Origin of the sequence: Virgibacillus salinus (genome assembly GCF_900102415.1) — a bacterium.
Taxonomy (GTDB): domain Bacteria; phylum Bacillota; class Bacilli; order Bacillales; family Amphibacillaceae; genus Lentibacillus; species Lentibacillus subterraneus.
Genome location: NZ_FNKD01000001.1, coordinates 447,248 through 462,668, shown reverse-complemented (window position 1 = coordinate 462,668; position 15,421 = coordinate 447,248). Strand labels below are relative to the sequence as shown.

Here is a 15,421-nt window from a genome sequence, read left to right as displayed (position 1 = left end):
ATCAACCAGTATCAGGATTTATCAACCCGAATTTCTGGTTATCAACCTGAATCGTGACTTATCAACTTGAATTGCTGGGTATCAACCCGAATTATGATTTATCAACTTGAATTGCTGGATATCAGCCTGAATTATGATTTATCAACCCGAATTGCTGGATATCAACCTGAATCATGAGATATCAACCTGATCCAGAAATTATCATCTCATACTAAGAAGGTTATACTAACGACTGAATAATTTCGGCAACTGTTTCCTCTTTTTCAATATTCCCAACACCTTGCCCAGCCCAAAGTGATTGAACATCAGCAACAGCGAATTCTTTACCTGCATTCCTAATATCCTTTGTAAGCTGGTTTTGTATTGGAAACGGCAATGGCGAGATTCCACTTGCCTCCACTTCGACTATGAATCTATTATTGACAGCGCGTGCTGGTCGGCCAGAGAATACTTTGGTAATTTTGGTATCATTTGTTTGTGCCTTAATGAGTGCTCTTCGATATGCTTCATTTGTTCCAGCTTCTTTTGCCATCAAAAACCTGGTACCTAACTGAACACTTGCAGCACCCATTGCCAATAATGCTTCAAATTGTTTCTTTTTATGTATTCCTCCCGCTGCAATAACCGGCAATGAGACATTGTCCAATATTTCCTGCAGCAGCACATGCAAACCAATATTGCTTCCATTTGGGTATTTTTTTACATCAAATGTACCACGGTGCCCGCCTGCTTCACTCCCCTGGGCGACAATTGCGTCGTATCCTGCGTCTTCCATTTGCTTAGCCTCATCAAGATTTGTAGCCATCCCAATTAAGGTGACGTTATGATTCTTTAATCGTTTAATCAAAACAGAGGACAAAACACCAAATGCTGTGCTGACTATGGGAATATTTTCCTCCAGGATGACATAAATCTTCTCTTCTAAATTATCTTTTACTTTAACTGAATCTTCTCCTGGGTCAATGTCCAATTCATTTCTATAGTTGTTTAATATATGTTGCATTCTCTGAATATCAGTGGAGAACGTCTCCAAGTTGGTAGCAAATAAATTAACCGCGAATGGATTATTGGTCAGGCTCCTCACTTGCTGAATGTTTTCTTTTAATGCTGCTGCACTCATATATCCGGCTCCAATCGTGCCAAGCGCTCCGTTATTAGTGACAGCTGCTACCATTTCTGGAGTTGTAATTCCCCCAGCCATTCCTGCTTGAATTATAGGTACTTCAATATTCAGCTTTTCAAATAAATCATTCACACCTGAACCCTCCCACTCTTTTTTATTCACTCTATAAGAATACCATATTAAGTAATAATTACTAAAACTTTCCTAACTTTCCTTCTTGACAATATTTAGAAAATTTCGTAATATGTTAATGTTAACGAATGGTGTCGTTAAATATTTCGTTAAGTGTGAAATTGAGTATAAGGATGTGAAAATAAACGTGAACCAACTGCAATTGGAAACTGGTATTCGTACTATTATCAACAAAACGATAGATAGATTCTCTATTTTTATACATACCGATGACGGAGAAATCGCTATTAATGCATATGAACCCAGAAAGGCAGCTAGCCTAATTAAAATACCTATCCTAATCGAAGCCTTCCGCCAACTTGAATCTGATCAGTTTCGGTCTGACACTTTAGTATATATTGAGCAAGATATGAAAGTTGGAGGGGCAGGCGTTATAAATTATCTTACTAGCTCGAATGTATATAGTTATAAAAATCTGATGGAATTAATGATTATCATTTCCGATAACACTGCTGCAAACATTGTTCTTGATAAGGTAGAAATGTATCAGGTTAATGCGCTAGCAAGGCATTTAAAATGTGAGCATACCGAAATTCAACGCAAGTTTATGGATATAGCATCACAAAGTGCTGGGCTTGAAAATTATACGAGTGCATACGATATGTATCACTTTCTGTCTACTATTGCTAATCGCAGCAATACGATAAGTGACAATAGCAGATCACAAATTGTTGAAATATTATCGAATCAACAATTCGGAGACAAACTTGCTAGCTATTTACCATTTAATTCAGATGTAAAGCTATATCATAAATCAGGTGAGTTAGACGGCGTAGAACATGATGCTGCTATTCTGGAATATCAGAACAAACGCATTGAGGCTGTTGTTATGAGCGAAGGCTGGGAGAATAATGGAATAGGAAAAAGACATATTGCAGAAATAGGAAACCTATTAATTGATTACATAAAATCAAACTAATTATGAGGAGGAATAATGGTGAAAGTAAAAATTGCTGTTTTTGGTCGCGAGAAGTTAATTGATCGAATTACTAAATATGTTGAAGACCAAGAGGACATCGAAATTTTCCCGTTTGTTTACACTGAAACAAAAGAGGTCACCGAATTGGTCGAAAAAGCGTTTATGTGTGATATCTATTTATTTGCAGGATCATTACCGTACTTATACGCAAAAGAAAAAGTGGAAAAGAAGCGACTTCCAGCTGTACAGGTGGATTTTGATGAGTACATGATCTTAACATCTTTTTACCGAGTCAGAAATCATCACAAGCAGGAACTGAACAGACTTTCAATTGATGTGATGAGTCGAAGGCATGTCGATAAGGTGCTGAATGAAATGGAGTTAACCAACGAGGAAATATATACTTACAGCTATGAAAATGATGAACCAGTAGATATTAACCGGATTGCCAGATATCATGAAAATTTATGGAATGAGGGTAAAATTGATTACGCCCTTACGTCGATTGAAGAGGTTGAGTCAATTTTAAAAGAAAAGAGAATCCCAACTAGCTGCATGAAAATTCCCTTACTTAACATTGAACGCGCAGTTGACCAAGCCAAATCTATTACAACTCTAAATCAATCTAAAAGCGCTCAAATCGTTGCTGGATACGTTCAAATCAAAGAATTCGATTTGATTAAGGCCGAAAAAGGCGATTTTCAAGCACAGCAATTACAGCTGAAGCTACACCAAATTCTATTAAATTACTCCCAAAAAACATATGCCTCTGTTCTATCAAATGGCAATGATAAGTTTGTAATATTTGGAACAAGAGGGATCTTAGATCACATCACCAACCATTATCGTGACTTTCCATTACTTAAGGAAATGGAGCGTGCCTTAAATACCTCGGTAGATATAGGATTCGGCCTTGGTCTAACTGCTAAGCAAGCCGAGGACAACGCAAAGTTAGCATTGGAAGCTTGTACTCAGTCAAACGATGGTACATGTTATATTGTCAATGAACGTCAAGATACCATTGGTCCACTTGGAGTTGAAAAGGAATTTAATACATCGGAATTGTACCGTTCCTTAATCCATCAAGCTAAACTTAACAATGAGTTATCCTATAACTTTATCGACTTTATCGAAATCAGAAACAATGAACCCTTCTCATCCAATGACATCGCCAGTTACTACCGTGTCACGAAGCGAAGTGCAGAGCGTACTGTTAAAAAACTATTGGCTGGTGAAGTAATTAAAGTAGTTGGCGAGGAAAAACCATATATGAAGGGACGTCCTCGGAAATTGTTTCAGCTGAATCAGTAACCATTAGCATTCGACAGCCTTTAGCCTTATGGTGGATATCATAGCACTTATAATGCTATAAGAAATGATTATATACTTTTGTATGAAAACACCTCTCTAGCTCTATTACAAATTCATTTTCCATAACAAATGGTGGCTGCACATTGCGGAGCCACGGAGGTTTAACGAAATAAATTTTTTCTAATCTATTTACTTTTAAGCGGACACAGAAGACGCTATTTCTATAAAAAAGTCACCTTTTCGAAGTTATCCGGACACAGAAGCCCTTATTTCACATATATCATGGTTAATAGTGGGGATTTGTAACAAATAAGGTCCTTGGTGTCCGCAAACATCACCATTTTCCTGTATTTCAGTCAAATAAGGTCCCTGGTGTCCGCAAAACCTCTCAACATCATTTATATGAAAATTCATGATAGATTGTGGCTGCGCACTTGGCAGCCATATTGCTTTCTTAACTGTCAAAAAAAAACCAGATTCAGCTATCTGGTTTTTTGCTTAAGATTTTTTGTTGTTAAATAAATAATTCATTATCTCATCGAAGAATGTTACTGAATCGGTTATTAGAAATATAGGCAGGAGCATTATGGCTAGTACAACTGCTATGTTGGATACAAAAAATTTCACAAATCCTTTAAGTAAACCAACCAAACTCACCATCCCCTTTATAGAATTATGAATCTACAATAATAACCTATTTATGATTTACCCAAACGTGCATACATCATACGGATCCGGAGACTTATATGTTGAGAAGTTCCCGGACATCATCTTCGCTTAGACTAGACAGCATTGTTTCACCTGGCTGGATTACCTGATCAATCAGCTCACGTTTTTTCTGCTGCAGATCGTATATCTTTTCTTCGATTGTTCCCTCTGTAATAAGGCGGATTACTTGGACAACATTTTTCTGACCAAAACGATGTGCACGGCCTGTAGCCTGATCCTCAACAGCTGGATTCCACCATAAATCATATAGGATAACGGTGTCTGCACCAGTTAAGTTTAACCCTGTTCCACCCGCTTTAAGCGAGATGAGAAATACATTATTTTCGCCATTATTAAAACGCTCACTCATCTTCACGCGGTCCTCTGAAGCCGTTTGCCCATGCAAATAGAAATAATCAATTTCCTCTTGTTTCAGTTTTTCAATAATAATCTCGTGCATACTTGTAAATTGTGAGAATATCAGCATCCGCTTTCCGTTTGCAATTGCATTTCGTACAGTATCCATTAACTGGTTCAGCTTCCCTGATTCTCCCTGGTAATTTTCTACGAATACGGATGGGTGGCAGCATATTTGTCGCAACCGCGTTAATCCGGCCAGAATCTTCATCCGATTTTGGTTAAAGCCGCTTTCTTTCATGGACTGAGCTGCTTCTTGCTGCAACTCGCGCCAATAACCAACATACAGATCCTTTTGGTCTTTTGTCAGTTCTGAGACGTGTACTGTTTCAATTTTATCTGGCAATTCTTTCAATACATCTTTTTTCAGCCGGCGTAAAATAAATGGCTTTGTCAGCTGAGCAATTTTTTCATGTGATAACTGTTTAAAGCTACGTTGATTTGGCATTAGTCCGGGTAATATAACCTGAAAAATTGCCCACAGCTCGTCGATTGAATTTTCTATTGGTGTTCCACTTAAAGCAAATCTTCTACTCGCTTTAATTTCACGAATTGCTCGCGATGTCTTTGTTGCATAGTTTTTAATGTACTGTGACTCATCTAAAATCAATGTTTGGAATGATTGCTCGCGATAAAGCTCTATATCCTGCCGTAGTGTTGCATAAGATGTAATCCAGACATCCATATCAGTATATTCCTCAATCTTTTTCACTCGTTCTAATGGGGCTCCTGTTAAAATTGCCACATTCAAATCGGGCGCAAATTTATCACATTCATTTTTCCAATTATATACAACCGATGATGGTGCAACAATCAAATGTGGCATATCACTGGGCTCTGACAGGATATAAGCAATACTCTGTAATGTTTTTCCAAGCCCCATATCATCAGCCAAAATACCTCCAAGATAATATGCACTTAACGACTTAAACCATTGATACCCGGTCATTTGGTAATCTCGTAATGTTGCATTAAGGCTTTCCGGCAATGGATAAACCTGTTCCTCTGGGGATTTCAGCTGATGCAAGAGCTTACGAAAAGACGGGTCGTAATTCTTTTTTGTGTCAATTAACTCATCAACCTGTGCACCACGGTAGACAGGCATTTGAACATTTCCATCCTGTAAGTCATCTTTTTGAATATCCAAATCATCAAAAAGCTGCTTCATGGAAGAGAATTCATCCCCTTCGAGAGAAAGCAGTGCACCGCTTTGCATTCGGTAGTAGCGCTTCTTCTCCATAACAGCATTAAGAATATGGCTGATTTCTGAATCATCCACTCCATCGATATTAAAGCCAATTTCAAGCAGATTTGAAGATGATTCATGCCGTACACTCGTGCTAGGCGATGGCTCATTTTCAACGATAAAGTTACGTATCTCTGAAGTAAGGAATAGCTCGACATATTTATCAAGCAATGGCAGTACATCGTAAAGAAAATCATAAAGACTTTCTTCATCTGCTTCGATATATAATTCTTTACCATTGTAATGAAAATTCGCATGCTCAATAAGATGCATAATCTGCTGTTCTTTTTCAACATCTCGAATAATGATGACATCATCCTGTTCACGCCCGCTAAACGGATCTATCTGGTAGTCACCATAATGATACTCAAGTTTGCCGACAATCCAATTTGACTGAACTTCCAGGAATAATTTTGCGCGTAAAGGCACTTGAATAATTTCTGCTGCGACATTTTCATCTATTTGTACATCACCGACCTTCTTAAGTGATGGAAGGACTTCGGAAATAAAGGCATCAGCCTGCTTTTTAGGAATAGGAAGGTGTTCGTTCTCTCTTCCCACCTGGGTGATTTGTTCGATAATCGGAATCTGTTCTTTCGCTGGAAAATAAAATGCACCATGTGAAAACAGCATTTGATATAGCTTGAAATAAGTCATGGAAGCCATTTCGTCCATGGACAAAACCAGTTCCCCCTGTTCGTTTTTCGCAAGGTCAAAATGGAATGGCAGTTCATCCTCTACAATATCGATATGCTGAAAGCTCTGATCCCTTGTTTCAACAGTGAAGTCTCGTTTAATGAGCATGTGCAATAACTGTTTGGCAAGTAGTGGCGGGATAACAACTGACCGCTCTGGTGAGTCCTGATAATGATAGATGCCGCGATCAAGATATATCTTTTCATTACGTAATACGGAAAACAACAGCTCAAAAATTTCCATATCCTGCTGCATGAAATAATGTGTTTCCGGACTGTATGTGAAGGTTTTTGTAAAGTAATGCTCGTTTCCTTTCATTACATCGTTTAGAAAATCATGTGCATTTTTTACAACAAGGCATCTTTTCTCACCGACTTTTAATTCCAATAACAGATTACGTTCAAACGACCACTTGAAATAATACTCTACATGCAGCGGTATTTTTTCGGATAATACTTCTGATGTTGGTTGATAATTGGTTAATGAGGATATGGAATCAATTAGCCAATTAGTAGTTTGATAGTTATCACTCATTTTCCGAGGTGGATTATTTGTTTCTCTAGCAGAGATTGAAATTAGAGTGGCGACAATATGCTTACACGATCCATATGTGTCAAATGCTGGACAATCACAATACGCATCAACGGATCCCTTCGCAAAATCGGACGTATTAATTTCAACAAAATAATCTTCAGTCCCCTGTACAGTTGCAGTCCAGACTTGATAATTTATATCATACAGTAAATCACTAACTAGGTTTTTATTGTAATACTCCAAACCGCGTCTATAGACAACGGATGGAAACATCTTTTGTATATTGATATCACGAAAGCTTTTCAAAACACAAGTACCCTACCTTCTACCATCTCTTTATCTATCATTGTATATGACACGTTCTGTTTTTTAAACTAAATACTTTTACAAGGATGGGATATTTTGGAGGAAATTATACTTTTAAAGTACAAGTTTAAAAAGAGGGGCATTCATTAAAGGGATTCCTATGAAAGCATATTTTTTTCTTAGAACTCTTATACTTTTGAGTACAAGCCTTAATATATATAAGCCTTAGTTGCACTTATGCAGTAAGAAAGGATTTATACTTTCTTACTGCTAAGAAGAAATCTCATGTGCGAGCTCTACTTCAATTTACTTGGCAGTGCCTGGATGGATACGATTAGATCGTTGAGTTTACCTTCGATGCGGTGCAACAAATAGAATGTTACCACAATCGGAAAGCCTACTTCTGTCACAAAGGATACCCATGTTTCCAATAAAATCACTCCTGTCTGATTTGAATTTTTGCATATTTATGCTTTCTTAACTGTTAAAAAAAAGACCAAGGCTCGAGTGCCACTGGTCTTAAGAACAGATGATAAAGGTTACCGCTACCTAATTAAGCTAGTTCTATTTCAGCTACGTTACGTTCTACGATACGTGCGCTCTTTTTTGAAACTAGATTGCCGCCTGATGATGTGAATGCATCTTGTGTGATGATTTCGTCCATTGCGCTGGTGACAGCAGCTGGATCAACTGGTTCAATTGGGTTTTCCAATGAATATGTTACAGTTTTACCTTCGTTATTTAAAAATTTAAGTTCAAGTTTCTTCATTATGATTCCTCCTCCCATTTATTTTTTAAGAACTATGCCTGATTAATTTCTGAGCTGTCATTACGTTCAATATTGTAAAGCGGGCGTTCCTGAAGTCCTGCAAATGCTGTAGCGATTGCGTACAACTGATCAGCAGTTGCAGCAGGTTTAACGTTATTAAAACTTTTGGTTTTGTAGATGATATCGCCTGTTAGAATATCATTGCCATCATCCAGTGTTAACGTTAATTGCGTTGTAACTATTTGTGATACAGCCATGTCGATCACCTCCTTTCACTACTACAATCGAACTCCAGCAGCAAAAAGTGGCATTAACTAAAAATTTATTTTTAAAACTTTAGAAAACTTGGCTTATCCCCAAAATCTTAGTTGCACTTATGCAGTAAGAAAGGATTTATACTTTCTTAAATGCTAAAAAAAGCCACCTTTTCGGATTGGGCGGCGATAGTAATATACATAATGAAACCAAGCAACAATTATGCAGCTGCTTGGTTTTTACGCTTTGTTTTTATGATTAAATATAGGTATAGAATAATTGAAAACAATACCGAGGCAGCGGAGGTTAGATAAATAACACTATAATTAAACATAAAAGCCAACTGGCCAAAAGTGATTGCGCCAAGACCGACACCTAAATCAAAAAACGAGAAGAATGTAGCGTTTGCCATTCCCTTTCGATTATCAGGAGCTTTATCTACGGACCAAGCCTGCAATGCCGGCTGCACTGAACCAAATCCAAGCCCATACATTCCAGCTGCAATCAGCATGATAAATGTACTTGGCAGCCATGCTAATAAAAGCATCGCACCAAAGATAAGAACTGTCCCTGGCAGAAATACATATACATGTCCCTTTTTATCATAAATTTTCCCTGTGAAAGTTCTGGAAACCATAAGGAAAAGAGCAAATACAAGGAAATAAGATTCAATTCCAAGTATATGTTTTTCCTCAGCATATAACGGAAGAAAGGAGGTTATCCCACCAAATGTTACGGTTATAAAAAACAATAGCACTGCCGGCTGTAATGCTGTTTTTTCAAAAATATCAAATTTGACAGTGGTTGATTTTCCCGCTATTTGATCGACCTTTTTGTAATGGATTCTTGATGATAGCAAAAATGCCACAAAGCCTAAAGAGGCACAGATCAGAAATAATTGTGTAAAAGAAATGTAGCCAACCAATGTAAGTCCTAACGTTGGACCAAACGCGAGTGCCAGATTACCAGATAAGCCAAAGTACCCCATCCCCTCACCACGTCGCTTTGGTGGAATCAGGTCTGTTGCAATTGTTCCAGTTGCGGTGGTAGACAAACCCCAGCCGACACCTTGCATAATTCGCATGATAAGCAAAAACACGATACTTGCAGCAAATGCATAGGAACCAACAGATAATACAAAAATAGCTAGACCTGTCATGTAAACAAAGCCTCTGCCCTTCGACTCCAATGCATGACCGGCATACGGACGGAGAAGGAGGGCTGAAAAAGTGAATACACCAACAATAATCCCAATTAATTGGTCACTGCCTCCCAATTCCTTGACGAAAAGCGGCAATGTCGGAAGTGTCATTTGGAATCCCAGAAATATAAAAAAATTAGCTAGGCAGATAAACACGAAATCCTTTGACCAAATTTTGTCGGAGATAGTTGAAGTCTTTACCTGCGAATATGTAGTCATTAATTCCGTCCCTCCTCTCGTTACTCAAAAACACATTATACATGGCTCAATCGCGCCTGTCACTTTCCGTTTTACAGTGTTAATACTTTTTCAGTTCTTGAGTTTATTCACACTAGTAGCAGAATATGGTATACTTAAAATAGATAATTAATATTAAAAATTTGCATATCGCTAAAGGATTCTTATGAATGCTACTTTGATTCTTAGAATCCCTTATACTTTGGGTGCATAGATTAGCCTTAGTTGCACATATTATAAGAAAAGACCACAGCGTGAACTGTGGTCTTTGGATAAGTGGTTCCCCTAAAGGGATCGGCCATTTCTTTGCGAATAGACCTCACCCTAAAATCATTTCAGGGAAAATAGGGAGGGTCTATTTTTTATTGATCGTCGATATGATCAAGGCGAGCAATGCAATCAACATGGTACCAAAACTTCCCAGCACCATCATCACTTCATACACGCTCAGAGGCATCACCCCCTTTTCACAAAAGGGTTAGCCGACCTCCCTAAAAGAACATTATCCTTGTCCTATTATAATATGAACTTATACAATAAGAAACGTACATTCGTACCAGTTTTAGAATTTTTTCAAATTTATGGGCTATTGAATCTGCTGTGCAAGCATTAGTTGTGACTTATGAAGTAAGAATGTATTTATACGTTCTACTTGCATAGAGAAACCCGGATGAAAACCCGGGTCATAAATCTATTCGCCTATTACACCACATGCTATCCGATCACCTGCATTACCAGATGGCTGTGACTTATAATCGTCTGCTTCAGCATGAATTATAAGCGCCGTTCCTTCATTTCCAAGTAAGGAATTCTTTTTACCTTTTATCAGTGTCACCATATCAGCTATGCCTTCTGTTCGTACTGTTCCATCCTCTTTTACTACTATATTTGGCAAGTCCCCCGCATGTGGACCCTTTGGATGTTCAAATCCATGTTTCGCGTTGGTCGGATTGAAGTGACCACCGGCCGACTCAAAATCGGGTGTTTCACATACTCCTTTTTCATGAATGTGAAACCCGTGAGTACCTGGTGGCAAGTTTGATGCATCAAGCGTAATATTAGTTCCATCATGTACCTGTCTGATTGTCGCTGTGCCGACTTTTTCCATATCCCTATTATACATTGTTACATTAACTTCTGTTGTTTCTTCGCTTAGACTTCCAAAGGTTTCTATACTCGTTTCACTTCCATGGTGCTTGGTATTCTCCATGTCATCATCCGTATCTGCACAGCCGCTCAATACCATGAAAAATAACAATGCAGCTAATAAAACAACCCACCTCTTCATGTTTAGCAAGCTCCTTTCTGTTTTGGTGAAGTTCTTTTCTCAAACCTTATTCTGCACAAAACTGGAAGACTTAAACATTTCATGAAAGTGTAATAAATTTTTTTACTAAAGATTTTTCTTAAAGGATATGTAAAAGAATGATCATTGCCGACGTTTGGCTGTGTCGTAAATAAGTATTGCTGCAAAGCCGACACTATCATGTCCTATACAGCCTTTTGTTAGGATCAAGTCCACATTGTTAACCATGATGGGTCCTCGTTCCGTTAATTCAACAAATCCCGTGTTTGGAGCTTGGTTTAAGATCCTCTTCATATCTCTTGGAACAGCTTTTTCTGCTTTTAGCGAAGAGGATTCATATTGCCGATCTGCATTTCGAATTAGCAATAAAAAATACACACGCTAGTTTAACGTGTGTATTGATTTTTTTACATATGCACCTATTTTAAAAGTTAGACAGTTGCAGCCTCGTTTCTATGTTTTTGTTTAGGATTATGTGCCTTTAGGAATGGAACAACCCAGCGGTCTAATCCAAATCGACCTGCGTTATACCCAGCTACCAGGATGAACACTGTAATTAATACCATTTGAGCGTTTGTGCTGACCGTACCACTGAATAAGAATGCAAAGTTCATTGTGATACCCATCAGTGCTGCAAAGTTTGTGAAAATACCTAAGATTAGCGCTAACCCGACTAACAACTCGCCCCACATAACCATAAAGCTAAATAACTCAGCGTTCGGCAATGCGAAAGTTTCAAGGAAGGTTGCCCACCAGCCTTGAACAGCTGGATGTTCCCCGCTTGCACTTGCTATTGCTCCTTGCATAAAACCACTTGCATCAAAATTGCCTCCCGCTATCTTTCCATATCCTCCGGTCAGCCATTGGTACCCAATGTATATTCTAAGAAACGCCAATACTCCAGCTGCTACTTTATTATTGCGAATGAAATTTACAAACATGATATCCATCTCCTTAAAGTTTTTATTATTATTTGTTCAGTATTTCACAAATTAACTTGGATGAATCTCTTTACTACACTTATATAATAACATGGATCTACTGATCTTTGATTAGATTGTTCAGTATTTCACAATTTAGATGAAAAGTTATGTCAAAAATGTGAACTTGCTGCTTTGTTGTGGTTAGACTGGTTATCTCTTATGATTTTTTTATTGCGTAAATAATAACATATATACCCGCCAGTGCTGTAATACTAGCTATTGTAAGGGGGATTGCAACAATTTCTTTTAATTCCATGCTAAAATTATGGAACTCGACTGCATAAATTGCATTTGCAATCAGCGCTGAGCCATATATGATTGCGCTAACCAGTAAAAGTTTAACCCCAAAGTCTATTTTCTCCATCATAATTAGTCTTCCCTCCTTCACATTTCGTATAAAAATCAGTTGTAATGAAACAATAAGCGTTAGATTGGAGGCTTGTACATGCGACTATTACTCATTTCATTCAGTGTATTTCTACTACTATTTTCATCTAACCTAGAAGCATTTCCAGTTCAACAAATTGCAGTTGCGGAGAAAGATATCCCTTCTTATGCTAAATGGGGAAGAATGGCTATGAAGGAGACGCAAGCAAAATACCCTAATGCTGATATCATCGATTACCTTCACAGAGGACGGGAAACCAAAGAAGGTTCCACAATTGAAAAATTCAAGTTGTGGTTAAAGGAAAATGACAAAGAGTTCGGTGTCTTCATTAACATAGAATTTAATACGGAAACAGAAAAAGTTATCGATATTACGTTCCGGGAGTCATCAAGCTAAGGTTGTTCTTTATTTTTTAACGTGAACTCCTCTGTTTCTTCGCCCCACTGAACACTGACTTTAACCTCTTGGTTCTCAGAGCTAGTAACTCCACTGCTAGCGCCGCCATGTCTAAATACTTTCTTTTCAGGTGCCTTATCAAATGTACGATTGGACCCCATACTTCCAGACGAAGTTTCAAACTTATATTTCAGTTTTCTCACTGACGACAATTCGCTAAGTTCTCCCTTATAAGCAAGTATAATGTCGGTTTCACTTTCACTGTCACCCCTCAAGGTGTCATTCTCTTCATAGAAGACTTGTTCCCCTTCTACATGATATTCTGCTTTCCAATTTTCACTTTCGCCTGCAAACGTATAGTCATGTTCAATAACTTCTCTATTCTCTGACCTCATTACGGAGGTTGTCGCAATTAGTAAAATTACAAGTCCGACAATGCCAATTATTAGCTTATTACGGTTCAATTGCAGCCCTCCTCTTTTTAAACTTCTATTATAATAATTAAAAGTCCTGCGAAAAGACGCATCCTTTATGGAAGATATGCGCCCTTTTTGTTGATTATTTAAATTCTCCCCCGCTCTAATACTTCTAATATCGACTCTTATGGATAGCCTCCTGTGCCTTATGCAGATATTTCTGTTTAACCTTAATATCATATGTTGATGAAAAGCTTGAACTTCCTAAATTTCCGTTCATTGGTGTGGCTGTTTTTGTTTTAGTAATTATTCCTGCATCATTAAGATTACCTTTAACTCTCCCGTATTCCTCCAGATTTTGAGTGAAGCAAACAGTTTCCCAGCTATTTTCTCGAAAAAATAAAACAATGCGCCGCAGCATTTTAAATACCTCCAGTCACTTATCATGAGTGAATTTTTTCCACATCAACATTTCCTGGCATTAAAAGAAACCGGTGTCATCATTAATTATTATATCTCACCCCTCCACATTCCCCCTCTTCTTGATTAGCTTCACCGACTCTTCTACTCCTGCTGCAATCACACATTACTCAGACAGTTTACTTGATAGATATCCTAATCACCTTATGTTTATATTTATTAATATTGGTCTGTCCTTTATGAAAAAGTCTTATTGACAATTTCTACCCATTCGATAAAATTCCTGCAAAAAAACGCATTCTTTATGTAAGAAATGCGCCTGTCTTTAACTCGTAGAATTAATTAACTCTTCCTTTTCACCAAAAGGGTTCCTGTTTATTGGATAACTTTAGTATAGATGGGTGAAAAATGAACGAAGCAATTACAGCCGCTATTATAGTCACCAGTACCGCCCACAAGCTTAAGTCAAGTAACACAGTGATTGGGAATACAGCTAACGGTAAGAAGTCTAACCATGACCTTATTTGTCTTGACTTGTTCGTCTCATATTGTTTTTTGCCACAATGAGGACATTTCATCTTAAAAGCTGCAACTGATTGGATCCACGTCCATTCGTTCCCGCAATTTTGACAAATCGGCATTACAAGTCAGTCACCCTTCTCATTCGGATACGTTTCTCTTAAAAAAGCTATCGATCGGTTGATTAGTGCTTTTAATACATCAACATCAATATCAGCTACTTTATTGATATACACACACGCTTTTCCTGTTGTGTGCTTTCCGAAATCTTTTAGGAGTTCCTCTCGTTCTGTGTCACCTGTTGCAAAATACAAACTGATTTTCGCCTTACGTGGTGAGAAACCAACAAGCGGTGCATCGCCTTCGTGGCCTGATGCGTATTTATAATGATAGGAACCAAAGCCAATAATACTTGGCCCCCAGATCTTCGCTGGATAGCCTGTCGTTTCCCTAAAAATATCCAGCAACTTATATGCATCCTCACGCTTTTTAATGCTGTCAACGCTTTCGATGAACTCTATCACACTATTGTCATTTTCCTTTGTTTTCAGTTCATACATTTGTGTCTATTTAATAGATTTTTCATATCTGTTGGGGTTAAAAGATCCGTATCAGATGGAATATATCCTAACTGCCTAGCCATTGATACAATTTGGCCTTTGTGATGAAACTCGTGAGTGGTTGTATGTGTGAAAAGCCATAATACAGAGAGTTCCTCGTGATCTTCTTGCCAAGGAACTCGTCCTGTCAGTTTATATTCATACTCACCTTCGTATTCATCTATAAAACTGCAGACCAGGGTATCTATTTCATTAAAGACTTCTCTCATATCATTAACGTTACGTACATTTTCAGGGTTCACTGGTGTTATATTTTTCTTTAGTCCGAACTTACCCAGCCAGGACTGGTAGCATTCAGCTACATGGGCATGGAGATTTCGTACAGACCCCCAGCCAAACCCTTCAATTTCCTTTACATAATCATCATGATCCAACTGTTCACATAAGCTAAAGAGCTGCTCTCTGGTATATTTAATTAAGTCGTACTGGCTTTTTAATAGATTCATAATGATTGACTCC

19 protein-coding genes are annotated in these 15,421 nt (G+C 37.9%); 3 read left to right on the top strand and 16 right to left on the bottom strand.

Features of this window, described 5'->3' with window-relative positions; translation table 11 throughout:
- Positions 1–220 precede the first annotated feature (220 nt).
- Positions 221–1,255 carry an NAD(P)H-dependent flavin oxidoreductase gene (locus BLS02_RS02350; protein ID WP_092491353.1) on the bottom strand — a complete coding sequence of 345 codons (1,035 nt, stop codon included), beginning with the start codon at positions 1,253–1,255 and terminating at the stop codon, positions 221–223.
- A gap of 187 nt (positions 1,256–1,442) precedes the next feature.
- Between BLS02_RS02350 and BLS02_RS02345 the strand changes: the two genes are divergently transcribed.
- The gene (locus BLS02_RS02345; RefSeq protein ID WP_175559422.1) at positions 1,443–2,234 is read left to right on the top strand and encodes a serine hydrolase; all 792 of its coding nucleotides are present in this window, start codon (positions 1,443–1,445) and stop codon (positions 2,232–2,234) included.
- Positions 2,235–2,249: 15 nt separating this feature from the next.
- Positions 2,250–3,545, top strand: a complete 1,296-nt coding sequence (locus BLS02_RS02340) for a hypothetical protein (protein WP_092491351.1) — start codon at positions 2,250–2,252, stop codon at positions 3,543–3,545.
- Between the two features lie 742 nt (positions 3,546–4,287).
- Here BLS02_RS02340 and BLS02_RS02335 read toward each other — a convergent pair.
- The 10 genes from BLS02_RS02335 to BLS02_RS02295 form a co-directional block, all read right to left on the bottom strand.
- Positions 4,288–7,452 carry a DEAD/DEAH box helicase gene (locus BLS02_RS02335; RefSeq protein ID WP_092491350.1) on the bottom strand — a complete coding sequence of 1,055 codons (3,165 nt, stop codon included), beginning with the start codon at positions 7,450–7,452 and terminating at the stop codon, positions 4,288–4,290.
- A 296-nt stretch (positions 7,453–7,748) separates the two neighbouring features.
- Complete coding sequence (locus tag BLS02_RS02330) at positions 7,749–7,883, bottom strand: YvrJ family protein (protein ID WP_092491349.1); 135 nt, start codon at positions 7,881–7,883, stop codon at positions 7,749–7,751.
- Between the two features lie 122 nt (positions 7,884–8,005).
- Complete coding sequence (locus BLS02_RS02325; RefSeq protein ID WP_092491348.1) at positions 8,006–8,221, bottom strand: DUF2922 domain-containing protein; 216 nt, start codon at positions 8,219–8,221, stop codon at positions 8,006–8,008.
- A 32-nt stretch (positions 8,222–8,253) separates the two neighbouring features.
- Positions 8,254–8,478 (bottom strand): DUF1659 domain-containing protein, encoded by a 225-nt coding sequence (locus BLS02_RS02320; RefSeq protein WP_092491347.1) that lies wholly within the window; start codon positions 8,476–8,478, stop codon positions 8,254–8,256.
- 218 nt (positions 8,479–8,696) lie between these two features.
- Positions 8,697–9,896 carry an MFS transporter gene (locus tag BLS02_RS02315; RefSeq protein WP_092491346.1) on the bottom strand — a complete coding sequence of 400 codons (1,200 nt, stop codon included), beginning with the start codon at positions 9,894–9,896 and terminating at the stop codon, positions 8,697–8,699.
- Positions 9,897–10,269: 373 nt separating this feature from the next.
- The gene (locus BLS02_RS19130) at positions 10,270–10,371 is read right to left on the bottom strand and encodes a putative holin-like toxin (protein ID WP_280922988.1); all 102 of its coding nucleotides are present in this window, start codon (positions 10,369–10,371) and stop codon (positions 10,270–10,272) included.
- 234 nt (positions 10,372–10,605) lie between these two features.
- Positions 10,606–11,202, bottom strand: a complete 597-nt coding sequence (locus BLS02_RS02310; protein ID WP_092491345.1) for a superoxide dismutase family protein — start codon at positions 11,200–11,202, stop codon at positions 10,606–10,608.
- 141 nt (positions 11,203–11,343) lie between these two features.
- Positions 11,344–11,586 (bottom strand): hypothetical protein, encoded by a 243-nt coding sequence (locus BLS02_RS02305; protein ID WP_092491344.1) that lies wholly within the window; start codon positions 11,584–11,586, stop codon positions 11,344–11,346.
- 65 nt (positions 11,587–11,651) lie between these two features.
- Positions 11,652–12,161: a DoxX family protein gene (locus BLS02_RS02300; protein WP_092491343.1), complete on the bottom strand. Its 510-nt coding sequence runs from the start codon at positions 12,159–12,161 to the stop codon at positions 11,652–11,654.
- Positions 12,162–12,360: 199 nt separating this feature from the next.
- Positions 12,361–12,570, bottom strand: a complete 210-nt coding sequence (locus tag BLS02_RS02295) for a hypothetical protein (RefSeq protein WP_092491342.1) — start codon at positions 12,568–12,570, stop codon at positions 12,361–12,363.
- A gap of 78 nt (positions 12,571–12,648) precedes the next feature.
- Here BLS02_RS02295 and BLS02_RS02290 point away from each other — a divergent pair, with 78 nt between their 5' ends.
- Complete coding sequence (locus BLS02_RS02290) at positions 12,649–12,987, top strand: YqzG/YhdC family protein (RefSeq protein ID WP_092491341.1); 339 nt, start codon at positions 12,649–12,651, stop codon at positions 12,985–12,987.
- Here BLS02_RS02290 and BLS02_RS02285 read toward each other — a convergent pair.
- The 5 genes from BLS02_RS02285 to BLS02_RS02265 all read right to left on the bottom strand — a co-directional run bounded on the left by BLS02_RS02285 (position 12,984) and on the right by BLS02_RS02265 (position 15,408).
- Positions 12,984–13,451, bottom strand: coding sequence for a hypothetical protein (locus BLS02_RS02285; protein WP_092491340.1), 468 nt, complete (start codon positions 13,449–13,451; stop codon positions 12,984–12,986). The genes BLS02_RS02290 and BLS02_RS02285 overlap by 4 nt on opposite strands.
- A gap of 124 nt (positions 13,452–13,575) precedes the next feature.
- On the bottom strand, positions 13,576–13,824 hold the full coding sequence (locus BLS02_RS02280) for a hypothetical protein (protein WP_092491339.1): 249 nt from the start codon (positions 13,822–13,824) through the stop codon (positions 13,576–13,578).
- A 355-nt stretch (positions 13,825–14,179) separates the two neighbouring features.
- A complete protein-coding gene (locus tag BLS02_RS02275) occupies positions 14,180–14,464 on the bottom strand; it encodes a TIGR04104 family putative zinc finger protein (protein ID WP_092491338.1) in 285 nt (94 codons plus the stop codon).
- A 6-nt stretch (positions 14,465–14,470) separates the two neighbouring features.
- Entirely contained in the window at positions 14,471–14,902 is a 432-nt protein-coding gene (locus tag BLS02_RS02270) for a DUF1801 domain-containing protein (RefSeq protein ID WP_092491337.1), read from the bottom strand.
- Positions 14,890–15,408: a DinB family protein gene (locus tag BLS02_RS02265; RefSeq protein WP_092491336.1), complete on the bottom strand. Its 519-nt coding sequence runs from the start codon at positions 15,406–15,408 to the stop codon at positions 14,890–14,892. The genes BLS02_RS02270 and BLS02_RS02265 overlap by 13 nt, the downstream gene beginning before the upstream one ends.
- Positions 15,409–15,421: the final 13 nt, after the last annotated feature.